At 60.8% G+C, this 24,403-nt stretch carries 28 protein-coding genes and 2 pseudogenes; 12 read left to right on the forward strand and 18 right to left on the reverse strand.

The annotated features are described in order from the left end of the window. The first annotated feature begins 7 nt into the window (after nt 1-7). The gene (locus H8F24_RS07020; RefSeq protein ID WP_197172589.1) at nt 8-220 is read left to right on the forward strand and encodes a hypothetical protein; all 213 of its coding nucleotides are present in this window, start codon (nt 8-10) and stop codon (nt 218-220) included. Nucleotides 221-496: 276 nt separating this feature from the next. Beyond that, nucleotides 497-784 carry a transposase gene (locus tag H8F24_RS19345; RefSeq protein ID WP_231597691.1) on the forward strand — a complete coding sequence of 96 codons (288 nt, stop codon included), beginning with the start codon at nt 497-499 and terminating at the stop codon, nt 782-784. Between the two features lie 262 nt (nt 785-1,046). On the opposite strand, the gene H8F24_RS07030 is transcribed toward H8F24_RS19345, so the two are convergent. Further along, a complete protein-coding gene (locus tag H8F24_RS07030) occupies nt 1,047-1,919 on the reverse strand; it encodes an IS3 family transposase (RefSeq protein WP_231598222.1) in 873 nt (290 codons plus the stop codon). Between the two features lie 10 nt (nt 1,920-1,929). Continuing rightward, nucleotides 1,930-2,217 (reverse strand): transposase, encoded by a 288-nt coding sequence (locus tag H8F24_RS19350; RefSeq protein ID WP_231597691.1) that lies wholly within the window; start codon nt 2,215-2,217, stop codon nt 1,930-1,932. A 65-nt stretch (nt 2,218-2,282) separates the two neighbouring features. On the opposite strand from H8F24_RS19350, the pseudogene H8F24_RS07035 reads away from it, so the two are divergent. The 3 genes and pseudogenes from H8F24_RS07035 to H8F24_RS07040 all read left to right on the forward strand — a co-directional run. After that, nucleotides 2,283-2,798 (forward strand): annotated as a pseudogene (locus H8F24_RS07035) (transposase); the annotation flags it as partial. 65 nt (nt 2,799-2,863) lie between these two features. Beyond that, the gene (locus tag H8F24_RS19355) at nt 2,864-3,373 is read left to right on the forward strand and encodes a transposase (RefSeq protein ID WP_197157219.1); all 510 of its coding nucleotides are present in this window, start codon (nt 2,864-2,866) and stop codon (nt 3,371-3,373) included. Beyond that, complete coding sequence (locus H8F24_RS07040) at nt 3,370-4,428, forward strand: IS3 family transposase (RefSeq protein ID WP_231597781.1); 1,059 nt, start codon at nt 3,370-3,372, stop codon at nt 4,426-4,428. The genes H8F24_RS19355 and H8F24_RS07040 overlap by 4 nt, the downstream gene beginning before the upstream one ends. Nucleotides 4,429-4,834: 406 nt before the next feature. Here H8F24_RS07040 and H8F24_RS07045 read toward each other — a convergent pair whose 3' ends face one another. Then, nucleotides 4,835-6,394, reverse strand: coding sequence for a glycosyltransferase (locus H8F24_RS07045; protein ID WP_231598163.1), 1,560 nt, complete (start codon nt 6,392-6,394; stop codon nt 4,835-4,837). A gap of 168 nt (nt 6,395-6,562) precedes the next feature. Then, nucleotides 6,563-7,171: pseudogene (locus tag H8F24_RS07050) on the reverse strand (IS630 family transposase); the annotation flags it as partial. A 351-nt stretch (nt 7,172-7,522) separates the two neighbouring features. On the opposite strand from H8F24_RS07050, the gene H8F24_RS07055 reads away from it, so the two are divergent. Together H8F24_RS07055 and H8F24_RS07060 are read left to right on the forward strand one after the other, a co-directional pair. Next, a complete protein-coding gene (locus H8F24_RS07055; protein ID WP_197157408.1) occupies nt 7,523-7,768 on the forward strand; it encodes a hypothetical protein in 246 nt (81 codons plus the stop codon). A gap of 57 nt (nt 7,769-7,825) precedes the next feature. Further along, nucleotides 7,826-8,509, forward strand: a complete 684-nt coding sequence (locus H8F24_RS07060) for a cupin domain-containing protein (RefSeq protein ID WP_197157410.1) — start codon at nt 7,826-7,828, stop codon at nt 8,507-8,509. A gap of 9 nt (nt 8,510-8,518) precedes the next feature. On the opposite strand, the gene H8F24_RS07065 is transcribed toward H8F24_RS07060, so the two are convergent. From H8F24_RS07065 to H8F24_RS07120, 12 genes are all read right to left on the reverse strand, one after another. Further along, on the reverse strand, nt 8,519-8,938 hold the full coding sequence (locus H8F24_RS07065) for a nuclear transport factor 2 family protein (protein WP_197157412.1): 420 nt from the start codon (nt 8,936-8,938) through the stop codon (nt 8,519-8,521). 46 nt (nt 8,939-8,984) lie between these two features. Next, complete coding sequence (locus tag H8F24_RS07070) at nt 8,985-9,401, reverse strand: lysozyme inhibitor LprI family protein (RefSeq protein WP_197157413.1); 417 nt, start codon at nt 9,399-9,401, stop codon at nt 8,985-8,987. A gap of 68 nt (nt 9,402-9,469) precedes the next feature. Next, a complete protein-coding gene (locus H8F24_RS07075) occupies nt 9,470-9,634 on the reverse strand; it encodes a hypothetical protein (RefSeq protein ID WP_197157415.1) in 165 nt (54 codons plus the stop codon). A gap of 113 nt (nt 9,635-9,747) precedes the next feature. Next, a complete protein-coding gene (locus H8F24_RS07080) occupies nt 9,748-10,326 on the reverse strand; it encodes a hypothetical protein (protein ID WP_197171562.1) in 579 nt (192 codons plus the stop codon). Nucleotides 10,327-10,344: 18 nt separating this feature from the next. Next, entirely contained in the window at nt 10,345-10,626 is a 282-nt protein-coding gene (locus H8F24_RS07085; RefSeq protein ID WP_197157419.1) for a type II toxin-antitoxin system RelE/ParE family toxin, read from the reverse strand. Next, nucleotides 10,616-10,870, reverse strand: coding sequence for a type II toxin-antitoxin system Phd/YefM family antitoxin (locus tag H8F24_RS07090; protein WP_197157421.1), 255 nt, complete (start codon nt 10,868-10,870; stop codon nt 10,616-10,618). Before H8F24_RS07090 ends, H8F24_RS07085 begins: the two co-directional genes overlap by 11 nt. A gap of 599 nt (nt 10,871-11,469) precedes the next feature. Next, on the reverse strand, nt 11,470-13,854 hold the full coding sequence (locus tag H8F24_RS07095; protein WP_231598165.1) for a DEAD/DEAH box helicase family protein: 2,385 nt from the start codon (nt 13,852-13,854) through the stop codon (nt 11,470-11,472). A gap of 13 nt (nt 13,855-13,867) precedes the next feature. Beyond that, complete coding sequence (locus H8F24_RS07100; RefSeq protein ID WP_197157423.1) at nt 13,868-14,215, reverse strand: type II toxin-antitoxin system PemK/MazF family toxin; 348 nt, start codon at nt 14,213-14,215, stop codon at nt 13,868-13,870. Next, a complete protein-coding gene (locus tag H8F24_RS07105; RefSeq protein WP_197157425.1) occupies nt 14,215-14,532 on the reverse strand; it encodes a ribbon-helix-helix protein, CopG family in 318 nt (105 codons plus the stop codon). Before H8F24_RS07105 ends, H8F24_RS07100 begins: the two co-directional genes overlap by 1 nt. Nucleotides 14,533-14,608: 76 nt before the next feature. Further along, nucleotides 14,609-14,890 (reverse strand): type II toxin-antitoxin system RelE/ParE family toxin, encoded by a 282-nt coding sequence (locus H8F24_RS07110; RefSeq protein WP_197171564.1) that lies wholly within the window; start codon nt 14,888-14,890, stop codon nt 14,609-14,611. Further along, nucleotides 14,880-15,134, reverse strand: a complete 255-nt coding sequence (locus H8F24_RS07115) for a type II toxin-antitoxin system Phd/YefM family antitoxin (protein WP_197157429.1) — start codon at nt 15,132-15,134, stop codon at nt 14,880-14,882. The genes H8F24_RS07110 and H8F24_RS07115 overlap by 11 nt, the downstream gene beginning before the upstream one ends. A 355-nt stretch (nt 15,135-15,489) precedes the next feature. Next, the gene (locus H8F24_RS07120) at nt 15,490-17,913 is read right to left on the reverse strand and encodes a DEAD/DEAH box helicase family protein (RefSeq protein WP_231598166.1); all 2,424 of its coding nucleotides are present in this window, start codon (nt 17,911-17,913) and stop codon (nt 15,490-15,492) included. Nucleotides 17,914-18,455: 542 nt separating this feature from the next. On the opposite strand from H8F24_RS07120, the gene H8F24_RS07130 reads away from it, so the two are divergent. From H8F24_RS07130 to H8F24_RS07140, 3 genes are all read left to right on the forward strand, one after another. Next, nucleotides 18,456-18,752: an AbrB/MazE/SpoVT family DNA-binding domain-containing protein gene (locus H8F24_RS07130; protein ID WP_231594931.1), complete on the forward strand. Its 297-nt coding sequence runs from the start codon at nt 18,456-18,458 to the stop codon at nt 18,750-18,752. A gap of 13 nt (nt 18,753-18,765) precedes the next feature. Further along, nucleotides 18,766-19,128, forward strand: coding sequence for a type II toxin-antitoxin system VapC family toxin (locus tag H8F24_RS07135; protein ID WP_197157435.1), 363 nt, complete (start codon nt 18,766-18,768; stop codon nt 19,126-19,128). A gap of 162 nt (nt 19,129-19,290) precedes the next feature. After that, nucleotides 19,291-19,701 (forward strand): hypothetical protein, encoded by a 411-nt coding sequence (locus tag H8F24_RS07140; protein ID WP_197157437.1) that lies wholly within the window; start codon nt 19,291-19,293, stop codon nt 19,699-19,701. A gap of 214 nt (nt 19,702-19,915) precedes the next feature. On the opposite strand, the gene H8F24_RS07145 is transcribed toward H8F24_RS07140, so the two are convergent. Together H8F24_RS07145 and H8F24_RS07150 are read right to left on the reverse strand one after the other, a co-directional pair. After that, nucleotides 19,916-21,256: an amidohydrolase family protein gene (locus H8F24_RS07145; protein WP_197157439.1), complete on the reverse strand. Its 1,341-nt coding sequence runs from the start codon at nt 21,254-21,256 to the stop codon at nt 19,916-19,918. Nucleotides 21,257-21,310: 54 nt separating this feature from the next. After that, nucleotides 21,311-22,111, reverse strand: a complete 801-nt coding sequence (locus H8F24_RS07150; protein ID WP_197157441.1) for a hypothetical protein — start codon at nt 22,109-22,111, stop codon at nt 21,311-21,313. A 323-nt stretch (nt 22,112-22,434) separates the two neighbouring features. Between H8F24_RS07150 and H8F24_RS07155 the strand changes: the two genes are divergently transcribed. Continuing rightward, complete coding sequence (locus tag H8F24_RS07155; protein ID WP_197171566.1) at nt 22,435-23,184, forward strand: hypothetical protein; 750 nt, start codon at nt 22,435-22,437, stop codon at nt 23,182-23,184. Between the two features lie 173 nt (nt 23,185-23,357). Then, the gene (locus H8F24_RS07160; protein ID WP_197157445.1) at nt 23,358-24,143 is read left to right on the forward strand and encodes an SDR family oxidoreductase; all 786 of its coding nucleotides are present in this window, start codon (nt 23,358-23,360) and stop codon (nt 24,141-24,143) included. The last annotated feature ends 260 nt before the right edge of the window (nt 24,144-24,403 follow it).

Below are 24,403 nucleotides of genomic sequence, written 5' to 3' on the forward strand. Positions count from 1 at the left end.
GGCGCCGATGGGCCGAGAATCTTTTTCAGGAGTCCCTACTGGGGAGGCCGGGCCGGCCGAGCAGAAGGAGCTCGAAAAGCTCCGAGCCCAGGACCAGCGGGAGATCAAAGCTCTCAAAATGGAGCTGCAGCGCAAGGAGAAGGCCCTGGCGGAGGCGGCGGCCTTGCTGATGCTGCGAAAAAAGTGGGAGGCCTTCTGCTCGGAGGACGAGGAAGGCTGACCAGCGCCGCGCACCGGCGGAAGGTATCCGGCGACAATCTGGTTGAAGCGGCCATCAACCTGATTGACACGGGACAAAACCAGGTTTGGAGCTGGGACATCACCTATCTGCCGACCACAGTGCGGGGTGTGTGGCTGTACCTCTACCTGGGGCCTCCTGAGAAAGTAAGAACCAGCCCCAGGTCAGCAAAGTGGGGTGAGGTGGTCTGGCTTTTCTGGACAGGCCCCATCGTTAACCTCTGAGGCGGGGTACCGCCCCTGAAAGGGGCTCCCACCGATGAGCAAGCGCCGCACCCACAGCCCCGAGTTCAAGGCCAGGGTCGCCATGGAGGCGATCAGTGGCCGCAAGACGATCCAGGAGATCGCCGCCGACCACGCCATCCACCCGATCCAGGTGAGCCAGTGGAAGCGGCAGCTCCTGGACGGTGCCAGCGAGCTCTTCACCCGAGGCAAGAAGACCAAGGACAAGGAGGAGGGGCAGGCCAAGGAGGCGGAGCTGTTCCAGCAGATCGGACGGCTGCAGATGGAGCTGGAGTGGCTCAAAAAAAAGTCTCAACTGCTCTGATGCCCGTGAACTGCGCAAGCTGGTCGATCACGACCACCCCGAGCTCAGCATCAGCAGGCAGTGTGCGCTGCTGGGGCTGCCTCGATCCACGCTGTACTACCGGCCGACACCGGTCCGTGTATCGACGCTGCGGATCATGGCCAGGATCGATGCTCTCTACCTGGAGGATCCCTGCAGCGGCAGCCGCCGGATGGTGGACTATCTGGCCCAAGATGGTATCCCGATCAGCCGAGATCGAGTGCGAAACTGAGGTGGGTGCCTTTTATTGGACAGTTCCGGCCCCTGACATCGTTAACCCAGGACGGGTGGAACATGGTTCGGCCTCAGTGTAGACCGCGTGGGGAGTTTTGCCTCCAAGGGAACTGTGAGGTCTTACATGGCAATACCGCCACAGGAAGCGGGCCAGGCTGATTTCAGCGTCCCAGCCATCGCTGTATGCCCGTAGGTAGACCTCCTCGTACTTGACAGTCCTCCACAGCCGTTCAACAAGGATGTTGTCGTAGCACCGCTTTCTGCCGGACCAGCTGATCTGGATCCGCTCCCCTTTGAGTCTGGCCACAAAGTCAGCGGACGTGAACTGACAGCCTTGATCGGAGTGGAAGATCTCTGGCCTACGGCCGCCTCCCAAGGCCATCTCCAGGGCCTCCAGACAGAACTTCGTGTCAAGGCTGTTGGAGAGCCTCCAGCTGAGCACATGCCTGGAATGGAGATCCATGATCGCCACCAGATAGAGGAACCCTTTCTGCAGAGGGATGTAGGTGATGTCGGTCGCCCAGACCTGATCCACCGACGTGACCTGCGTGAGGTCCACCAGGCAGGGGAACCGCACGGACGGATCACCTGGAACCGTCGTCCGGGGCTTCTGGTAGATCGCCCGTAATCCCATGCGCCGCATGAGGTTTCGCACTCGATCTCGGCTGATCGGGATACCATCTTGGGCCAGATAGTCCACCATCCGGCGGCTGCCGCTGCAGGGATCCTCCAGGTAGAGAGCATCGATCCTGGCCATGATCCGCAGCGTCGATACACGGACCGGTGTCGGCCGGTAGTACAGCGTGGATCGAGGCAGCCCCAGCAGCGCACACTGCCTGCTGATGCTGAGCTCGGGGTGGTCGTGATCGACCAGCTTGCGCAGTTCACGGGCATCAGAGCAGTTGAGACTTTTTTTTGAGCCACTCCAGCTCCATCTGCAGCCGTCCGATCTGCTGGAACAGCTCCGCCTCCTTGGCCTGCCCCTCCTCCTTGTCCTTGGTCTTCTTGCCTCGGGTGAAGAGCTCGCTGGCACCGTCCAGGAGCTGCCGCTTCCACTGGCTCACCTGGATCGGGTGGATGGCGTGGTCGGCGGCGATCTCCTGGATCGTCTTGCGGCCACTGATCGCCTCCATGGCGACCCTGGCCTTGAACTCGGGGCTGTGGGTGCGGCGCTTGCTCATCGGTGGGAGCCCCTTTCAGGGGCGGTACCCCGCCTCAGAGGTTAACGATGGGGCCTGTCCAGAAAAGCCAGACCACCTCACACATCAGGCCCATAGTTCGTGGCAAAGCCAGATGTAATGTCGAATTCGGAGCCAAGATCTCAATTTCAGTTACGGGTGATGGATTCACCTACCTAGATCGCCTGAGCTACGATCCCTACAATGAAGGAGAAGATCTAAAGGCTCAAGCAAGAGCCTATCGCCGTCGTCATGGTCATTATCCAGAAGTGATCTGTGCCGATCAGATCTATCGGACTCGAGCGAACCGCGCTTTCTGTCAGCGTCATGGGATTCGCCTGAGTGGACCTCGCCTTGGTCGGCCCAAGAGCGATCCTAAGCTTGTGGCAGAAGAGAAGAGACAGTGTCTTGATGATCAACGGCAACGTAACGCGGTAGAAGGCAAAATCGGACAGGGGAAGCGGCGATTTGGATTGGGTTTGATTCGTGAGAAGCTCGCTGCCACCCAAGGATCAGCCATTGCATTGGCTGTACTGGTAATGAACCTCGAGAAGCTGCTGGGGCTTCTTTTGGTTCTTTTTGCCCCCCCAGTGTCAGCAAAGAAGTCCGCTCGGTTTGACCCGTCCACCTGGGGGCCCAACCGACGACTATGCAACCGCCCTATGACGCCGCTCTGCGGGAAGCCGTCCGCCTGCGGATGAGCCCTCCGAACCTTGAGAGCGTGGCTGAGATCGCCCGCGACACCGGGATCACGGCGCAGACCATCTACAACTGGCGGAGCCAGTGGCAGAAGCAGGGCCAGCTGGTGCCTGCCACGAACCGGCCGCCGGAGCAGTGGAGCGCTGCCGACAAGCTGGCAGCCGTGATCCAGGCCGCAGGACTGAACGGAAGCGAGCTCGGGTCGTTCTGCAGGGAGCGGGGGCTGTACCCCAAGCAGGTTGCCCGTTGGCGCCAGGCCGCCGAGGATGCCAATGGCCCCAGCGCGCCGAGCATGGCTGATCAGCGGGAACTGCAACGCAAGAATCAGGAACTGGTCCGGCGGAATCGCCAGCTGGAGCGTGAATTGCAGAAGAAAGAAAAAGCACTGACAGAAGCGGCGACGTTGTTGATGCTCTCAAAAAAGTTCAACCAGATCTTTCAACCGGACGAGGATCCTTGATTCCGTCTGGCGATCGCGGTGCGATCGTCGCGCTTCTACAGGAAGGCATCAGTCGTGGCCTTTCGGCCAAGGCCATTGCTGATCTTTTCGGCCTGGCGACACGCACGCTGAGGCGATGGGGCTTGATGATTCGGACCCAGGGATTCAGCTGCGATCAACGCAAGGGAGCGTCCAGGCATGTCATGCATCGTTTCAGCGAGGAGGAGCGCCAACAGGTGTTGTCCACTGTCAACGATCCACGCTTTGCCGATCTCACGCCTGGTCAGATCGTGGCGATCCTTGCCGAGGAGGGAGTCTACGTGGGATCGGAGTCAACGATTTACCGCATCATGCGCCAGGAAGGCCTGTTAAATCATCGCGGCAGGAGCCGCCCACCGCGGGAGCCAAGAGAGCCACCCGTGCTGGAGGCAACGGGCATCCATCAAGTGCTGGCCTGGGATATCACCCTGTTGCCGGGGCCTGTGAAGGGTCAATTCTACTACCTTTATATGGTGATGGATGTGTGGAGCCGGCGCATCCTTGGCGTTGAGGTGCACGATCGTGAATGCGGCGAACTGGCCAAGCACTTCTTTGATCGTGTCTGCCGTGATGAAGGGATCAGCTCGGGGTCGACCACGATCCTGCACGCCGATAACGGAGCACCCATGCGCTCCTACACCTTGGCCGCCAAGCTGGCCGAGCTCGGCATCTCCCTGTCATTCTCGCGGCCGCGGGTGAGCAATGACAACGCCTACGTTGAGTCATGGTTCCGAACCATGAAATATCACCAGAGCTATCCAGTGCGTCGTTTCCGGGATCTTCTCTCAGTGCGTGCCTGGGTCGATGGTTTTGTTGACTGGTACAACGCTGAGCATCGTCACAGCGGCATCAAGTATGTGACGCCCAATCAACGTCACTACGGAGAAGCTGACGCGATCTGCAGAGTCCGTCAGCAGACCTATGAGCAGGCGCGTGCGCAACATCCACGCCGCTGGGCCAGGCCACCTCGCGATTGGGCTCAGCCAACAGTCGTGCGGGTCAACCATCCCAGACCGCAGGACACTGTCGCTGCTTGAAGATCAGAAACCCAGGCCCCAGGGGGTTGTGGTTGGACCGCCCGCAAGAGGCGGGCCGGCCTCAGCCTCCGACCGGGGGCCGGCCGCTCAAGCCTGCGCTCCTGATCAACGCGCGATGACGATCAACATCCGATCTCGAAGCCCATGATCCTCCATCCGGAGTAGGCTTTCTGAGGTACTCAGATCAGTACCCTGAGCGGACATCTTTGCTGATAGGCGCCGGCCTTCTTGTTTCAGCTACTGATCGGCACTGAATCCATCCGAAGAGGCGAGGAGCGGCTCCTGAGCAATCAACCGGCTGCAGCCTGAGCAACACTCAGTGTTGGGCCGGGGCCTCCCCACTTTGCTGACCTGGGGCTGGTTCTTACTTTCTCAGGAGGCCCTAAGTAGGCACCCAATTTAAATTCTAAACATCCAGCGCGATCATAGGCGACTTCGTAGCACCATCATATCTATACGAATACAATTGATCAAGATTGCGAGCATCGCAATGAATAGGGCTAGCCTTGCGCAGCGTTCTCGCAGTATCAGCACGAATCTCGATTAAACTCTGGGCAAATTGAAACATCTCTAGAGCTTTCAAGGTTTCAACAAGAAACAAAATAAATCCTTCGTCGGGAAATTCGTTGATTCTGCGACTATAGAGATACTCTCCGCTTAAACACATCTCCAGAAAGTCTGCGGCCAAAACAATCGTCGCCTTGGCCTCCAGAACAGTCAATCCATCTACAATTCGCTTTACCTCTAAAGGATCTTTGTAGGGATATCTCTTTAGTCGGCGCTGCCATTGCGAATAAATAGCAACTATATGGGCGGAGTCCGGCGCAAGTCTACTAATACTTGCGGCAACAGTCTTGCTGAACTCATTGTCTCCTCTAAGGGGAGAGGCTTGCAACAAAGAATGCATTAGCCCTGCGCAGATTATTTCAGTACTCACTCCGTGCCAAGCAAGAATTGAGGCCGCACCAATAAGATGATTCACGAATGGTCGACCACATGGTCTGTACCCACCATTCATAAATACAGTAGACAGCTCACAACACCTATCAATTCTTAGTCTCTCAATTTCCGTGAGGCCTAAACTCATAGCAAGAGCAAAAAGTTCGCTTCTTGAATTGGCCACATCACTTGCCTTGATCTTAGCGACGAATGCCCTTGACTCAGGTACTACGCCCTCTGTATTCAAAATCTGTCCCATTCGCTGATGGCGCTTGACAAAGCCACGGATACCCTCAAAGCAGTGTCCATCATCGACGAGATGCCAATATTCACAAAACTTGACCAGTGAGTGATCGGCCTTGGCTGGGTCCCATCGTTCAACAAAATATTTTCTATCCTGAATTCGAAGAGGTTGATAAGCACAGTAAGTGACAACTGACTTTGGCTCAAAATATGTCGCCATGCCATGCTTTTTGGCCATCAATGATGCATGTATATGCTCATGCACAGCGTAAATTCCATCAAAAAAGACATCAACAGTCTTTGCAAACTTAGTGCGCATAAAGAGGCAGTGATGCTCGCCAAAGTCAACCTCTTCTCTCAAAAGATGAGGCGCATGCTTTGAAAACGAAGAGTTTGAGAGCCTATGCTCCTCGTACAGGGATCTTGTGTGACCCAATCCTTGATACGACAGCCTTCCTCCTGCCATATGAATAGTATCGGTGGATGGGTCTCTGCCAATTAAATAAAGCGGGGCAACTATTGCTGCACTTGTGACCTCAGCGCAATCAATCAGATGTTCAATCCATCCCTCTGAAGGAATAACATCATTGTCAATAAATATCACATACTTTGATTTGATTCTTCCTATTACTCTTTTCCTGATCTGATTGGGCCACTTTCTTGTCTTGAAGTAGATTGCCTCGAGAACTCCCTCTTTATTGTACGGTTTTATCTGCTCCCGAACATATTTGGGCGTTGCACCATCTGCAAAAATCAGCTTGCAGCCTGGGGGCAGCGTCTTCAATGTCTCGATGATTGATCTGAGCGTGGTTTCATAGCGCTCTCTTACAGTCATAATCAATGTAACCCGCTCCATGAGCCGACGAAAAATATGCTGTTGCCTATACTATCTCGCCTGATCGGTTTTGCGCTTCCCTCGCTCGTTGATTGTTGCAATTATGCTTACTTACGCCTAGTGTGCCGTCCCGGAGATTTGCGAGCAAAGTCGCTTGAGCTTCTCCAGGATTGAATCTGCTGTCGCCGTCCAGTTGAACGGGGCCTTGGTCTTGTTGTAGGCCGCCACGAACTGCTCGATCTTGGCGATCAGCTCCTTGACGCTGGAGAAGCTGCCGCGCCGGATCGCCCGCTGGGTGATGATCCCGAACCAGCGCTCCACCTGGTTCAGCCAGGAGGCGTAGGTGGGTGTGTAGTGAACGTGGAAGCGGGGCCGTTGTGCCAGCCAGGCCCTCACCTTGGTGTGCTTCTGCGTGCAGTAGTTGTCCACGATCAGGTGGACATCAAGGTCCTCGGGGACGGACGTCTCGATCTGCCGCAGGAAGCCCAGGAACTCCTGATGCCGGTGCCGGGGCGTGCACTGGCTGATCACCTCACCGGTGGCCACGTCCAAGGCGGCGAACAGGGTGGTGGTGCCGTGGCGGATGTAGTCATGGGTGACGCCCTCGACGTAACCGAGGCCCATGGGCAGCAGCGGCTGAGTCCTGTCCAGAGCCTGGATCTGCGTCTTCTCGTCAACGCAGAGCACCATCGCCTTGTCAGGTGGATTCAGATAGAGGCCACTGATCGCCTCCATGGCGACCCTGGCCTTGAACTCGGGGCTGTGGGTACGGCGCTTGCTCATCGGTGGGAGCCCCTTTCAGGGGCGGTGCCCCGCCTCAGAGGTTAACGATGGGACCTGTCCAGAAAAGCCAGACCACCTCAAACTGCAACGTCATGCTCCGTCGAATCGGCACTGGTAACGCTGGAGCAGGCGCCCATAGACCAAGCCATGGTCATGACCACCGCAACGGGGACATCGGAAGCTATGGGGCTCAGCCATCACGAATACAAGTGACAGTTACTGCACGTCGTAGGGCAGCAGCGAATCCACACCCCATCCACCGCTTCGCCAGGATTGAAGCATCGCACTTCCACCATGCTGCTGCCCTGCCCTCTCTGTCCCCTGTCTGCCGCCAGGATCGCCGGGCTGCGGGCCACGGTGCTGCTGCTGCTCACCCTGCTGATCAAGGCCAGGATTCAGATCAAGGCGGCGTCGGCTCTGGGGGTGTTCCTGCTGGCCCTGCAGACGCTGGTGTTCCTGGTCGCCAGTGGCGCCCTGGGGGTGGCAGCCCTTGCTGCTGGAGTCGTTGCCTTCAGCCGGCGGCAAGCCCAGGCGGTGTGACGCGGTTGCCTCCTCACATTCAGTTGCTGCGGATCCGCCGTTGAGCAGAATCACCCCATGGAGCTCCGTGCCGATCTGAGCCAACGGGTGATGCTGGACACCACCAGCCTCCCCTGGACACCATCACCCCTGGCCGGAGTCGAGCGGCGCCTGCTCGATCGCCTTGGCGGCGAGGTGGCCCGCGCCACCTCAATCGTGCGCTACGCCCCCGGCAGCCACTTCGATCGCCACAGCCACGGCGGTGGCGAGGAGATTCTGGTGCTGCAGGGTACCTTCTCCGACGAGGCCGGCGACCATCCGGTCGGCACGTACCTGCGCAACCCCGCCGGCTCCAGCCATGCGCCCTTCAGCGCAGAGGGCTGCACGCTGCTGGTCAAGCTGCACCAGATGCACCCGGCCGATCAGCAGACCGTGGGGATCGCCACCCCCAGCCGCGACTGGCTGCCTGGCCTGGTGCCGGGGCTGGAGGTGATGCCCTTGCACGCCTACGGCTCGGAGCATGTGGCCCTGGTTCGCTGGGCGCCCGGCACGGTGTTCCAACCGCACGGCCATCCTGGTGGCGAGGAAATCCTGGTGCTGGAGGGCGTGTTTCAGGACGAACAGGGCACCTATCCGGCCGGCAGCTGGCTGCGCAATCCACCGGGCAGTGCGCATCGGCCCTGGAGTGACTCGGGCTGCACCATCTGGGTGAAGACAGGCCACCTGCCAGCCACCGTGGGACCGGACGGAGCCGCAGCCTGAGCGCCACCCTCAGTCGACGAAGCGTTGGTACAGCCAGCGGACGAAGCCGCCCACCACAGGCACCGGCGCAAAGGTCGGCCCCACGAAGTCGAAGTAGTCACGGTGGTCGATGATCTTGCCGGCGTCGTTCAGGTACAGGCGGGTTGTGCCGGGATAGATGAATTCGATGCCCTTGATCATCAGGCCCATCTCCCATTCGATGAACGCGGTCTTGCCCTGAATCGCGATCGCCCCTGCTGTGAGGTAAACGTCATCGCAGCGTTTCACCAGACCCTGCTGAGCCTCGATATACGACGCGATCCCCTGGCGCTCCTGGGTGGGGTCCTGAAAGTGCACATCATCGTCATAGAGGGCGCGCCATTGATCTTCTGCCGGGGCTGGTGTGCCGTAGGGCTTGGTGAACAGGGCTCGCAGGCTGGCTTCATCCATGGTGTTGCGTACGCGCAGGTGGTGGAGGCAAGAACCGGGGCCGGTATCAGCGGCCGAGGGGGGTGGTCAGCTGTTGGAGCAGGGATGCGTTGAGCTCGTTTTCACACGTGAGCCAGAGGATCGGCAGGATGCTGCCCCCCTGACTCCGCTGGGCCGAGCGCTCACACACTGAATGGCGGACGCTTCTCCAGCGCTCCAGCGGCAGGCTGCCGCCCAGCAGGGGCAACAGACGTTGATCGGCCTGGTCCCGCTCCTGCCAGAGACAGGCTGCCATCTCCTGGGTGTTGCCGTTGCAGTCGGGACGGAAGGGGAAGGCCTGGCGCCGCTGGATGGATTGCTGCAGGGTCTCCTGCTGCAGCGTCTCCTTCTGCTGCGGCGTGGTGAGCGGTTGCGCCCACCCAGCCAGTCCTGAGAACAGTGCGAAAGCGGCGATCAAACTGCCCGTTCGGTTGGCCCATGCCATGGGATCGTCCTGCCTCTGCCCTTGAGTCTGGCCCGGTGTGTGCTGGGGAAAGTTCTCCGCACAGCCGATCACCCGCGGCTTGTCCACGCCGAGAGCTGCATCGCCTGGGCCTTGTAAAAGGCCGGGTTTGCCAAGGCTATCCGGCGACAACCTGGTTGACGGGTCGCCAGGTCCTCCTCGTCGATGAAGCTGAGATCGAGCGGATGGGCGCCGCTGGTGGCGGTCTGAATCACGGTCTGCAGCCCCGCTGCCTGGGATCCTTCTGCAGCGGCAGGGCGATCAGGTTGCCGAAGCCGCCTTTCGGCAGGGTGTCCTGGTTGGGGAACAACCGGTCGTAGGAGCTCAACTACAGCTGACGCGTGGCATTGCAGGTGTGGCTGATCAGGGCCGCCCCCGGCTGGCGAGTCTCCAGCGCTGCCGGCACCGCCAGCTCCCGGCACGAGCGCAGAAAGGCCCGGGCGTCGTCACGCCAGTCCTGCTCGTCAAAGTCGACGGCCAGCAGGTGGCAATGGTCGTTGTCCAGCAGGGGGTAGAGGCCGATGGTGTGGTCTCCGGCCAGATGGCCGTAGATCGCTGCATCGCTCAGGGGCAGCAGCTCGCGGTGGTTGCAGTCGCGGCAGGAGATCCGTGGCTTCTCGCAGATGCCTGGCCGCCACTCATTGGCGCAGGCCGGTGCATAGCCCGAGCGCCCGCTGCTGTTGCTCTTCCAGCGCAGGGCATGCACGTCGTCGCGACCGCGGAACAGGCGCCGGAACAGCGCCACCTTCTCCTGCGTGGAACCGGGACCGTTGGCAGGTGCTGCCTCCAAAATCGGCACGGGTTCTGTTGGGGCAGGTCCGCCGGATCTCCAGGCGATGCCGTGGGCCTCCAGCAGCTCAATCAAGCGAGCGTTCTCCCGGCGCAGCTGATCCAGATCAGAGGGCATGGAGCCAGCCATAGGGCTTCAGCGCTGATCGGCCTGGCGGTAGACAGCATTGCGCTCCCGCTTGCCCACCGCCACAACCAGCACCAGCACCTCGTGGTCACGCACCTCGTAGACCAGGCGGAAGCCGGCGGAGCGGAGCTTGATCTTGTACCGATCACTGGAGTCCCGCAGCTTGCTGGCGGGAATTCGCGGGACAACCAGCCGCTCAGCCAGCTTCTTTTTGAACTGCTCGCGAATCCCCGCGCTCAGCTGTCGCCATTCACGCAGATCCTCGGGATGAAACGCCAGTTCAAAGGGCATCGAGGCTGACCCGCACCGGCTCCTGGCCGTCCGTCAGCCGGGCATCGGCGAGGCGACCCAGCTCCAGGTCGTCCACCAGATCCATCAGCTCTTCGTAGGCCCTGGCCGGCACGCAGTAGAAGGCCGGCTCGTTGCGGTTCAGCACTGCGACGGCCATCCCCTCTCCGGCTGCCACGGTGGCCATGGGGTTTTTCTTGTGCTCCGAGATGCTTACTGCTGTCTCAGCGAGAACGCGGTGGACCATCAGCGGAGCAGGAAGGCAATGCACCACATTCTAGGTCTCCAGTCAGGTCTCTGGACAGGTCGCTAGGCGGGTCTGGATCGAATGGGTGGCGCCCGGCTGATCTCCAGCGATTCTGGAGACCGTCCTGGGACATTTTTTCCCTGTTATTGCAGCGTCAGGCGATCGGTCGTTGATGCTGAAGCGGCTTGCCCTGATCACCTCCGGGCATGATGTTGGGCCGAATTCAGTTGGCAACCTCCGCCCAGTCGTGATTCCGGACGATCCAGTGCTGGGCGGACCATGAGTTCACCCCGCGCAGATGAATGCCTGACCAATCAATGGCGCAGTCGCGAGAGAAGCTTTGTGAGAAGGTCGATGTCACCCCTTGGCACTGCCGGTCATTGCCAAGCTCCGACTGGACTCCTGCCAGCCGATGGGAGAGAGGCCGCACGCTTGATCTTCGGCGCTTTTCAGTTCTTGACTAAAAGCGGGTGACCGGACTCGAACCGGCGACGTTCAGCTTGGGAAGCTTCTCGATTGATCGGCCGAACCGCTTGCGCCGCTGTGGGTCTCCTATGCCTTCAGGCTTGGACGTGAGAAGGTCTGTGAGAAGCTTTCGCTCAGACGCCTGCCATCGATAGCTGATCTGCAAGCAGCGCGTAGCCCATGGCCCGATAGCCCCGCAGCCGTCGCTCCCACATCCGTTGCGTGATCGGATGGCCGAGATCGACCCAGTCGATGATTCGCACGCTTGTCTTGCCGCTCTGTTGCCGATGCAGGCGGCCGGCGTATTGCTGCAGTGTGCCTTTCCAGGACACGGGCATCGCCAGCAGCAGAGTGTTGAGTGGCGGATGGTCGAATCCTTCTCCCACCAGACGGCCTGTGGCCAGGACGATGCGGGGTTCGTTGAGAGGCAACGCCTCCAGCGCGGCAAGGGTGGTGCTGCGCTGGCGTGCACTCAGCCGGCCATGCAAAAGGAATAGGTTCGGCACCTCCCCAGCCAGAGCGGTGGCGATCGTCGTGATGTGATCGGTGCGCTCGCTCAGGAGCAACAAACGGTGGCCGTCACCCCAGCAGGCGAGAGCCTCCTCCACGATCCGCTCGGTGCGGCGTGGGTCTTCCGCCAAGCGGCGCATCAGCTCCTGGATCGGCAGATCGGTTGGCAGCCCCTCGAGCTGATGGGTGCGGCTCACCAGTTCCAGGGTCTGGGGCGCTCCGGCAGGCCGCTGGGCGGTGTGGCGAATGGGGCCGCACTGCATGAACAGGATCGGCTGCAGACCGTCGCGGCGCACCAGGGTGGCCGACAGCCCCAGCACGTAGCGGGCCTTCACCTGGCGCAGGATGGCCTCAAAGGACGCCGCCGCGATGTGGTGGCATTCGTCGACAATCACCTGCCCGTAGCTCTGCACCAAGGGATTCACCTCGCCCTTGCGCACCAGCGACTGCATCACGGCGATGTCGAGTTGGCCGGTGGGCTTGGCTTTGCCTCCACCGATGCAACCGATCGCCTCGGGAGCGACATCCAGAAAGGTGTGGAGCCGCTCCTGCCATTGGCGCAGCAGATCCGCCCGATGCACCAGCACCAGGGTGTTCACACCCCGCCGGGCCAGGATCGCTGCCGCCACCACCGTTTTCCCGAAGGCCGTCGGTGCCTGCAGCACGCCGATGTCATGGCGCAGCATCGCTTCGACGGCGGCCTCCTGGTCAGCGCGCAGCTGGCCCGTGAACGCCATCTCCAGCGGTGAGCCGTTCTGACGTTCATCCACCAGCTCCCAGCTGATCCCCTGCTCCTGCAGCAGGGTCTGCACGGGTTCCAGGCAGCCCCGAGGCAGGGCAATGTGCTGAGGAAAGTTCTCGGCGCAGCCGATCACCCGCGGTTTGTCCCACACCGACAGTCGCATCGCCTGGGCCTTGAAGAAGGCCGGGTTGGCGAAGGCGGCGAGGCGAATCAGGCGATTGAGTAGTGGCTGCGGTAGGCCCAAGCGCTCCACATAGAGGCGATCAGCCAGGGTGAGCGTGAGGGAGGTGGGCAGCGGTCCCCTGAGCCGCGAAAGCGGCACCGCTGCCTTCCATGGAGTCGCCATGTCCTCCTCGTCGATGAACGCCAGATCGAGAGGATGGGCACCGCACGTGGCGCTCTGGATCAAGGTCTGCAGCCCCGCCACAGGCAACCTCTGCAGGGTTGCCAGATAGGCCCACTGATCGGGATAGGGATGCAGGTCGTCATTCACGAACACGCTGCAACCCCGCTGCCGGGCTTCCTTCTGCAGCGGCAGGGCGATCAGGTTGCCGAAGCCCCCCTTGGGCATGCTGTCCTGATTGGGGAAGAGCCGGTCGTAGGAGCTCAGCTGCAATTGATATGACGCAGCGCAGGTGTGGCTGATCAGGGCTGCCCCGAGTTGACGGGCCTCTCGGGCCGGTACCGCCTCCTCGAAGAACACCCACACGTGGGCGCCCTCTCCGGAACGGGAGATCTCCAGGGCCGCTGGCACGCCCAGCTGCCGGCAGGAGCCCAGAAAGGCCCGGGCGTCATCACGCCAGTCCTGCTCGTCAAAGTCGACGGCCAGCAGGTGGCAGTGGTCGTTCTCCAGCAGGGGGTAGAGGCCGATGGTGTGGTCTCCGGCCAGATGGCCGTAGATCGCCGCATCGCTGAGCGGCAATAGCTCCCGGTGGCTGCAGTCGCGGCACGCCACACGAGGCTTCTCGCAGATCCCCGGCTTCCATTCATTCGCACAGGCCGGCCCATACCCCGAGCGCCCGCTGCTGTTGCTCTGCCAGCGCAGGGCATGCACGTCGTCGCGACCGCGGAACAGGCGCCGGAACAGCGCCACCTTCTCCTGCGTAGAACTGGGGCCGTTGGCAGGTGCTGCCTGCGAAATCGGCGCGGGTTCCGTTGGGTCAGGGCCGCCGGATCGCCAGGCGATGCCGTGGGCCTCCAGAAGCCCAATCAAGAAGGCGTTCTCCCGGCGCAGCTGGTTCAGCTCGGAGGGACTGGAGTCAGCCACGGCATGCGCTCACTCAGGCGAACCCAATGCCCAGCACCCCCAGTAGCGCTCGCTCCAGCTCCGCCAGTTCGTCCCCGCCGAGGGTGGTGAGGGGGCCGTCGCCAAGGCGGGAGCGATCCAGGGAGCGGAGCTGATCCGCCATGGCGAAGGAGTCGCAGAGCAGGCGGTCGCGGGCACGGATCGGGACCCGCAGCGCCCGGGTGCCAGGCCGGTCCTGGGTGGTGAGCGGCACCACGATCACCGTGGCCAGGCCGGCCTGGGTGATCGGATCGGCCTGAAGGATCACGACGGGACGCAGCTTTCCCACCTCCGCGCCCTGGTTGGGATTCAGACGCGCCACCCAGATCTCACCCCGACGCATCAGCGCCACCACGGTTGGGGGCTCGGTTGGCCGGTCAGCTCCCGGGAGGTCGTCTCCTCCGCCAACGCCAGAGCCTCGCAGTCGGCCGGCAGGAAATCTGCCGCCACATCCAGGCTTTCAGCGCGGGCTGAAGGATCCCTCACCAGCGCTTCGGCGGCGGCGACGAGCCCGGCCATGAAGCGCTGCTGCTCCCGGCGGCGCAGCAGCTCCTCCAGTGCCTCGCGGATCAGCTCCGAGCGGGGCTGGCCGCAGTGGAGGGCTTCCTCGCCCAGTCTGCGCTCCAGGTCCTGGGGGAGCCGAAGACTGAAGGCCGGCATGCAACATGAACAGATGATCTGTCATCCATTCTGTCATGCACGGCGTGATGCGCGCGGCCGGGTCCGTCGGTCGGCTTCAGCGCTGATCGGCACGCTGGTCGACAACATTGTGCTCCCGCTTGCCCACCGCCACGACAAGGACGAGGAGCTCATGGTCACGCACCTCGTAGACCAGACGGTACCCGGCGGCCCGCAACTTGATCTTGTAGCGGTTGGAGGATCCACGCAATTTGCTCGCGGGGATCCTGGGCTCAGTCAGCCGCCCGGCCAACTTGTTCATGAACTGCTCCCGGATTCCTGGCGTCAGCTTCCGCCACTCCCGAAGGGCTTCCGGGTGAAAGGCCAGCTCAAAGAGCATCGAGGCTGACCCGCACAGGCTCCTGGCCGTCCGTCAGCCGGGCATCGGCGATGCGGCCCAGCTCCAGGTCGTCCACCAGATCCATCAGTTCTTCGTAAGCCCTGGCCGGCACGCAGTAGAAGGCCGGCTCGTTGCGGTTGAGCACCGCGACGGCCATTCCCTCTCCTGCCGCCACGGTGGCCATGGGGTTTTTCTTGTGTTCCGAGATGCTCACCGCTGTCTCGGTGAGTACGCGGTGGGCCATCACAGGGTCAGTCCGGGTCAGAACCGCATCTTGGGTCGCCAGTCAGGTCTCAGGTTCGGTCGATCCACGGCGACAACCCGGGGCGATCAAGGACGGTCAAATCAGGCCATGAAACGACCCGGAGGTGAGAAGCCCTGTGAGAAGGTTGAACCAATCGCGGCTATTACCTGTCATTCACAGTCAGCTTCTGGCGTGCTGCCAGCGAGTGCCAATCGAGATGATCGATTGAGGAACAACAAATTTTCAGGCCTGAACTGGTAAGCGGGTGACCGGACTCGAACCGGCGACGTTCAGCTTGGGAAGCTTCTCGATGGATTGGCCGAACTGCCTGCGCTGCGGTGAGTCTCGCAAGCCCTCAGGCTTGGATGTGAGAAGGTCCGTGAGAAGCTTTCGATGAGGTGATTGCCATTGATAGCTGATCTGCACGCAGCGCATAGCCCATGGCCCGATAGCCCCGCAGCCGCCGCTCCCACATCCGTTGCGGTACCGGATGGCCGAGATCAAGCCAGTCGATGATGCGCACGCTGGTTTTGCCAGCCTGCTGCCGATGCAGGCGGCCGGCGTATTGCTGCAATGTGCCCTGCCACGACACGGGCATGGCCAGCAGCAGCGTGTTGAGCGGCGGATGGTCGAAACCTTCACCCACCAGACGGCCGGTGGCCAGCACGATGCGGGGTGCATCAGGAGGTAACGCTTCCAGCGCGGCCAGGGTGGCGCTGCGCTGGCGTGCGCTCAGCCGCCCATGCAACAGGAACAGGTTTGCCACCCTGTCAGCCAGAGCGGCGGCGATCGTCGTGATGTGATCGGTGCGCTCGCTCAGGAGCAACAGATTGCGGCCGTCACCCCAGCAGGCGAGAGCCTCCTCCACGATCCGCTCGGTGCGGCGTGGGTCCTCCGCTAATCGGCGCATCAGCTCCTGGATCGGCAGATCGGTTGGCAGCCCCTCGAGCTGATGGGTGCGGCTCACCAGTTCCAGGGTCTGGGGCGCTCCGGCAGGCCGCTGGGCGGTGTGGCGAATGGGGCCGCACTGCATGAACAGGATCGGCTGCAGACCGTCGCGGCGCACCAGGGTGGCCGACAGCCCCAGCACGTAGCGGGCCTTCACCTGGCGCAGGATGGCCTCAAAGGACGCCGCCGCGATGTGGTGGCATTCGTCGACAATCACCTGCCCGTAGCTCTGCACCAAGGGATTCACCTCGCCCTTGCGCACCAGCGACTGCATCACGGCGATGTCGAGTTGGCCGGTGGGCTTGGCTTTGCCTCCACCGATGCAACCGATCGCCTCGGGAGCGACATCCAGAAAGGTGTGGAGCCGCTCCTGCCATTGGCGCAGCAGATCCGCCCGATGCACCAGCACCAGGGTGTTCACACCCCGCCGGGCCAGGATCGCTGCCGCCACCACCGTTTTCCCGAAGGCCGTCGGTGCCTGCAGCACGCCGATGTCATGGCGCAGCATCGCTTCGACGGCGGCCTCCTGGTCAGCGCGCAGCTGGCCCGTGAACGCCATCTCCAGCGGTGAGCCGTTCTGACGTTCATCCACCAGCTCCCAGCTGATCCCCTGCTCCTGCAGCAGGGTCTGCACGGGTTCCAGGCAGCCCCGAGGCAGGGCAATGTGCTGAGGAAAGTTCTCGGCGCAGCCGATCACCCGCGGTTTGTCCCACACCGACAGTCGCATCGCCTGGGCCTTGAAGAAGGCCGGGTTGGCGAAGGCGGCGAGGCGAATCAGGCGATTGAGTAGTGGCTGCGGTAGGCCCAAGCGCTCCACATAGAGGCGATCAGCCAGGGTGAGCGTGAGGGAGGTGGGCAGCGGTCCCCTGAGCCGCGAAAGCGGCACCGCTGCCTTCCATGGAGTCGCCATGTCCTCCTCGTCGATGAACGCCAGATCGAGAGGATGGGCACCGCACGTGGCGCTCTGGATCAAGGTCTGCAGCCCCGCCACAGGCAACCTCTGCAGGGTTGCCAGATAGGCCCACTGATCGGGATAGGGATGCAGGTCGTCATTCACGAACACGCTGCAACCCCGCTGCCGGGCTTCCTTCTGCAGCGGCAGGGCGATCAGGTTGCCGAAGCCCCCCTTGGGCATGCTGTCCTGATTGGGGAAGAGCCGGTCGTAGGAGCTCAGCTGCAATTGATATGACGCAGCGCAGGTGTGGCTGATCAGGGCTGCCCCGAGTTGACGGGCCTCTCGGGCCGGTACCGCCTCCTCGAAGAACACCCACACGTGGGCGCCCTCTCCGGAACGGGAGATCTCCAGGGCCGCTGGCACGCCCAGCTGCCGGCAGGAGCCCAGAAAGGCCCGGGCGTCATCACGCCAGTCCTGCTCGTCAAAGTCGACGGCCAGCAGGTGGCAGTGGTCGTTCTCCAGCAGGGGGTAGAGGCCGATGGTGTGGTCTCCGGCCAGATGGCCGTAGATCGCCGCATCGCTGAGCGGCAATAGCTCCCGGTGGCTGCAGTCGCGGCACGCCACACGAGGCTTCTCGCAGATCCCCGGCTTCCATTCATTCGCACAGGCCGGCCCATACCCCGAGCGCCCGCTGCTGTTGCTCTGCCAGCGCAGGGCATGCACGTCGTCGCGACCGCGGAACAGGCGCCGGAACAGCGCCACCTTCTCCCGCGTGGAACTGGGGCCGTTGGCAGGTGCTGCCTGCGAAATCGGCGCGGGTTCCGTTGGGGCAGGGCCGCCGGATCGCCAGGCGATGCCGTGGGCCTCCAGAAGCCCAATCAAGCGGGCGTTCTCCCGGCGCAGCTGATCCGGCTCGGGGTGCATCGAGTCGGCCATGAGGCAGGGCCTCAGCGCTGGGCAGTTTGTCGGTAGACAGCATTACGCTCCCGCTTGCCAACCGCCACAACCAGCACCAGCAGCTCGTGCTCACGCACCTCGTAGACGAGGCAGTACCCGGAGGCACGACATTTGATGTTGTAGCGGTTGGAGGATCTACGCAATTTGCTCGCGGGGATCCTGGGCTCAGTCAGCCCTGGCACCTGGCGGCATGGACATAGCGGCTAGCAGATCCTCTGGAACCCGGCCGTTGTCGACGTGGTGCGGGAGCTGGGCTGATGGAGAACCAGACGACCCCACCCCGTCTGGTCGTCACCGGGTCTGGGTGACGACCGCCGAGGCATGCGCTGCCCTGGGCATAAGCCGCGAAACACTCCGCCAGCTGCGGCTGCACCCAAGGCCGGGGGCCCCTGCAGTGGCAACTCGAGAACGTGGAAGCCAGGATCACCGGCTGGAGCCGGCGGCATCTACAGCCCAGAATGCCACAAGTCGGACGTAGAGTCATGTCTCTACAGGCGGCCGTGATCGGCCGCAGATGCTCCTTGACACAGTCCAGGCCTCAGGATCGCTCAGCTGATGCTGGCCAGCACTTCCCGCAGGCGATCCGCCGCTGGGGGAACAGCCTGGCGGTCAGGCTCCCGGCCGATTGCCTGCGTCAGGCCGGACTGCAGGAAGGCGATCAGATCGACATCGTCGTTGGAGCTGATGGCCGCCTGAGCCTGGAGCCTCTGCGCAAGCTGGATCGCTCTGTCCTGGCCGCTGATCTGCGCCAGCTTCAGGCCACCATGCCTCTCACCCCTTCGGTGATCGAGGAATGCCGCGGCGGTGAACGCTGGTGACGCTGAGCCCTCGATGATCTATCTCGACACCAGCGTGGTGGTGGCTCTGCTGACCCCGGAAGAACGCAGTGCCCAAGCGCTCGACTGGTTTGCGGAATCCCGCGACTTCCTGATCAGCAGCGACTGGCTGATCACCGAGACCCACAGCGCCCTGGGGATCAAGCAGCGCCATCACGGCCTCAGTTCTGAAGTACGCCAGGCCGCTGGGGAGCAGTTCGAGCGCCTGCTGCAGGGCGGTGTGGAACTTCGCTCCCTCGATCGCGACCGCTTTCATCAGTCGGTGGCCTCGCGCAGCCGCTGCACCCATCTGCCCAGCTTCGATAGCTGGATGCAGCAGGCTGCAGCTGCCCTCGGGATGATGTCAGCACTGGAGTAAATCAACAATACGAAGCGGAGCCTCCAGAGGAAACTCGAAGTCAGAGGGCAGCAAGACTGACCTGCAACGGCTCTTGCCCGTCCGCCAGGCGAGCATCAGCGAGGCGATTCAGCTCCACGTCTTCAACCAGCCCAGCTCTTCGGGCCACTCTGCATCTCGGCAATGAAACTTGGGCTTCCCCTGGAAGCCCGACAAGGAGAAGCCGAGCGAGATCACCGTTCGTCTCGAGTCAAGGTGCCTCAGTTTCAGCGGCGCCATGGCTCCCTGTCCGAGGGTCCCCGCATCGTCGATCAGAAAAAGCAGCACTTGGATGGCGCGGCCATCGGCAACGGCTCCAACGTGGTCGTCATATTCAACATCTACGGTTGGGACGGAGAGAAAGGCTGTGGCATGACCTTCCAGCTACGCGTCGTTCAGGTGTTTGAGTTCGTGCCCTACGAGCAGGACGATCCAGCCGATGGCTTCGATGAGCTCGATGGGTACAAGACGGGCAGTTCTCCCCAGCACACTTCCTCTTCATTCTCTTGCCGCTTGTCGATGTGGGTCTTTGGCGGATACCCACATCCTGAATAGATTGGCTTTTTGTGTCGATCTTAGGCCAAACCTTTCACCCCCAGCGATGGCTCCAGCCGATTGGTAACACCTAGGAAGCGAGTCTTCACGGCTTGATTCAGAAGCAACCCCTTCGATTCATTAAAGGCTCCAATGTGATCGCCGGCCAAGGAAGCAATAAGGCGGCTCAGGCCGCCTAAGTGACTTTCAGGATCAACAGGCTGTGAGAGGGCAGTCAAGCAACGGCTTGAAGCCGTTCGATGATCTGATGTCTAAGAACAAGGCTAGCATTTCTGACCTGTGCTTCGTCGATGGTGATTAACTGGCGATCACGCATCAACACACGGCCATTCACTAATAAATCGCAGACATCATTGGCCTTGGTGGCATAGACCAGAGCCGAATAGATACTACTTAGAGGAACCTGGTCGATCGCTTCCATTTCCAGCACAACGACATCCGCCCGCTTGCCCACTTCCAGAGAGCCGATCTGGGCTTCCAGATGCAGGGCTCTCGCCCCGCGGATCGTAGCGAGCTCAAACGCTTGCTGTGCGGAGACCACCTTGGGATCAGCCGTGATCAACTTGTGCAGCTTGGCTGCCGTGTCAATTTCCTCCCAGAGGCTAAGATCATTATTGGAGGCCGAGCCATCAGTGCCTAGTCCAACCGCCATATCCCGCGACAGCATCTGCGGTAGCGGTGCTACACCGGAGGCGAGCTTCATGTTCGACTGAGGGTTATGCACCACGCCGACGCCATGGTGGGCCAGCATATCGAGTTCATGGGCTTCTGCCCAGACGACATGAGCCGCCACCATGTGCTCGCTGAGCACCCCGAGGCGCGCCAGATGTTCCACGGGTCTGGCCCCCTTGAGCCGCAGGCTCTCTGAAACCTCATGGCGGCTTTCCGCCAGGTGAATGATCAGCGGGCAATCGCGTTCAAGGGCGAATCGGTGAGCCTCGATCAGATGCTCATCTCCCACGGTGTAGGGGGCATGCGGGGCGATCGCCGGAGTGATCAGGGCATGACCCTGCCAGCGCTCCACGAAGCGATGGATGGTGTTGAGCGCCGTGGCATGGTCGGCGGCGTCGGGAGCTGGGAAGTCAATCAGAGCTTGCCCAAGCAGACCGCGCAGCCCGGCGGCTGCCACCTCCTCGGCTACGGCCATTTCGTAGTAATACATGTCGCAGACGGTGGTGATACCGCCGCGAATCAGCTCAGCGAGTCCGAGGCGTGTGCCGCAGCGCACGAAGGCTTCATCCACGTTCATCGCTTCGGCAGGGAAGATCGTGTGTTGCAGCCAGTCGTCGAGGTCCTGGTCATCCGCCAGGCCACGGAACAGAGTCATCGGCAGATGGGCATGGCCATTGATCAGCCCTGGAATGACGGCGCGCCCGATGGCATCGATGCGCTGCTGGGGGCTGCAGCTCGCTTCGACGGATGCACGCTCCCCGACGGCAACGATTCTGCCTGCCTTAATGGCCACGGCCCCATCGGCAATGACGCGTCGATGAATATCCATGGTGACGACGATGCCACCTGAAATGAGGGTGTCGACGGATTGCTGATTACTCATGATCAGGAGCACCTTTAATCCAATTATAGACCTTATCGCGACCCATGGCTTGTTCTAGCAAAGCACGCACAAACGCAGCGCTGGCATAAGAGCAATAATCATGCCAGTCATCTTTTTTTCTGAATCAGCGAAATCGCAGACGCCTTTTACGACCAGTGGAATAATGGAGCGTGAATACGTGCTACACATCGAGGCGGCGAGTGCAAGACCATAAGACTCCATGTCGATGGCCAGCAGAGAATGCTCCTTGCATTTAAGCTGGTCGATATAGGATTTGTCTTTGATCACCTGTGGGCCGCAAGCCATCGAACCATAATGAATGATTGGTTTCGAATCAGATGGCATCGGGTGGCCAAAGTCTACCGGAATCTGCTCCTGCAGAACGTGAGTATCCGTGACCGACGTCAGAAAATCAAGAACCCATGGCGGTGTTGAGATGCGATTCTGCACCGGAATCAGTTCCCCATCCCTGAGCTGGCCACTGGAGTGCTCAAAACATTGGCTGACTATGACCAGATCTCCCAGATTCACGGATCCTCTGACGCCAGCACAGATGCCGGTCATCAAAGCCAATCTCGGCTTCCAAATGCACATAGCCTTGGTGGCGGTGATGGCCGCGCTGGTCAGCCCTTTTTCTTGCTGACGGAGTGCAACAATCCTTACCTTTCGCAGGGCTCGCTTCACATCGCAGACCATGTAGGATGTCCCGTGACGTGCTTGGCGTGTAAACTCAACTCCGAATATTCTCTGGAGCCACTTTAGCTCTTCATGCAGGCCAGTCATTATCAGGATGTCGGCACATTCTTGCGAAGGATCGTAATCCAGTTGTGAATCTACTTGCTTCGCGGGTGACATTGTTTTGCTTTGATGAGAGCACAGGATTGTGGTTGTAACGCCTAAAGGATATGCATTGCGGCAATCTTAAAATTTACGGTGTTCATCTTGGCAAGTCTTGCCGAGAATTCGTCTGCTGTCAGCTGCGTAGGTATGGCGTCGGCTTCGACAAAGTCCATGTAGCCGCCGACGACGCCATTCGGTTGGCTGTCGACCCGAGAGGTACGCGTTCTGAGACGTTGAGATCCGGGCGGCTGAGCAGAAGCCAACTGAGATCATGCACTACCGCGGCCGCATCGCGATCAGTCAACTAGACTTGACTCATTCAGCGGTGTCCGTGCCGGATGGTGGGTGCGTTTAATGTCCGGGTGCGCGCTAGCTTTCATTCATCTTTGCCGTATCTGATCTCCCTGTTGGTGGCGGTGGTCCTCAACCTGGGGCTGCGGCTGCGCATCATCGAGCATGTGCTGCGGGTTCAAGACAATAGCCACTGGTTGCTGCTGCTCATCCAGCGCAGCCTGTTGATGGTGTTTTCAGCCTTTTTTCTGGCGTTCTGTGGTCTAGTGCTGCTGCGTGTGCTCCCAGTCTGGCGCCGGGGAGCTGCTCTTGCCAGGCGTCAGCTGGGCCGGATGGTGCAGTTGGCCTCCGGAATGGCTGTTGCTAATCTGCTTTCCGAGAATCTGGCGATCTATCGGGTCAATCTGTCTTCCTATACGTTGCTGATGGATTCGTTGATGCTCTATTTGAGCATCTGCCTCATTTTTCTGTTCTGGTACTGGTTCGTCGATAATCTGCCGCGTCGTCGCGGTCTGCTTTGGGAGCAGCGGCATGCTGAGTCAGGGACACTCAGCATGCCTTACGGAATCGTGTTTCCAGAGGAAACTCTGGAGCGCGAGCTATCGCAGTCGGATCGGTGGCAGCCGGGCTTCGTGGACTACGCCTATTTCGCCATCTTGAGAAGCAATTGCTTTGGGCCTCCAGAGGGGCATCTGCTGGTGGGACGGTCAATCAAGCTACTCCAAATTGCGCATGGCATTGCTATGATTGTCGTGTTTATTGTGATTCTGGCCAGGGCAATTAATACGCTGGCTTGATGTAATTTCTATGGACTTCTTGTGGGCCCCTGTTTAACCGGTGTGATCAGGCGCCTCTGCTGCGCTTGCGGCCTCACCCCCCCCCCTGTGTCAGCTGAACAACCTGCTGAGACAGAGCACTAAGTTCCTCCAGATTCCCGATACACTCAATTTTATTCCTGGCAGTGATGCGTTTGAATCATCCCAAGCAGCTACCGGAGGGAATTGTTGTGCTGACCGGCGGCAGCCGTGGAATCGGTCATGAGCTCGTTAAGCTTTTCCTTGGCTCCGGACGGGGGGTGGTTGCGCTCTCGCGACAGCCTTGCGCCGATGCCGAGAATCTCATTCCACTGGGCGTGGACCTCAGCCACGAGGCAGGGCTTGGCGCTGCTGTAGAGCAGCTGAATCTCGCTCTTGATGGCCGACCGGTGGCGGCTCTTGTGAATGGAGCAGGAGTTGTTGAGCCGCTTGGAGCTCTTGTACGCCAGTCCGCGTCTGATTTGCTGCGGGCGCTCTGCCTTATGGCCGTGGCTCCGGCGCAGTTGGCTGCCGCTATTGCGCCTCTGATGTCTTCAGGCGGCCGGATTCTCAACTTGTCCAGTCGATCAGCGCAGTCCACCTTGCCGGGTCTGGGTGCCTACTGCATGAGTAAGCAGGCGCTGCATGCAGTCACAGAAAGCCTGCGGCATGATCTGGGTCCGGGGATCGTGGTGGCTGAGTTGATTCCTGGTGAGGTGGACACTGGCATGCAGGCTAGCCTGCGCGATCCGGATCCTGAAGAGTTCCCCCTCGCTCCCTTCTTTCGAGGCAACCGCATCAACCTGATTCCAAGTGATGTGGCGGCACAGTTCTGCTATTGGGTGTTGACTCAGACCACAGCAGAAGCGTTCAACCGAGCCCAGCCATGGTGCATCTACGAGAGAGAGTATCAGCCGCTTTGGCTGGCTGAGGGAGCAGACTTTCCCTATGCAGCTCCATGAACCGAAGGGTTTGATCGGGAGCCCGGAAATTGTGCGGCTCGCTAATGGCATGGTGCCTCTAACGATGGAGCCGTCACGATGTTGGGCGACGGTTTTCTGTCATCATTTCCAAGATATGCTTGATGAAGTTATGAGTCTACTTTGTGTTTTCCCAGGTTTTGTGTTCACATGCCGGGTAGGAGGCTTCACACTTGCTTCTTGCCAATCAGGTTGTCAGTAGCCTCTAGTGGGTGCTTCAGTCTCCTGGCTGGAGGCCTTCC

Origin of the sequence: Synechococcus sp. CBW1002 (assembly GCF_015840915.1) — a bacterium.
Taxonomy (GTDB): domain Bacteria; phylum Cyanobacteriota; class Cyanobacteriia; order PCC-6307; family Cyanobiaceae; genus CBW1002.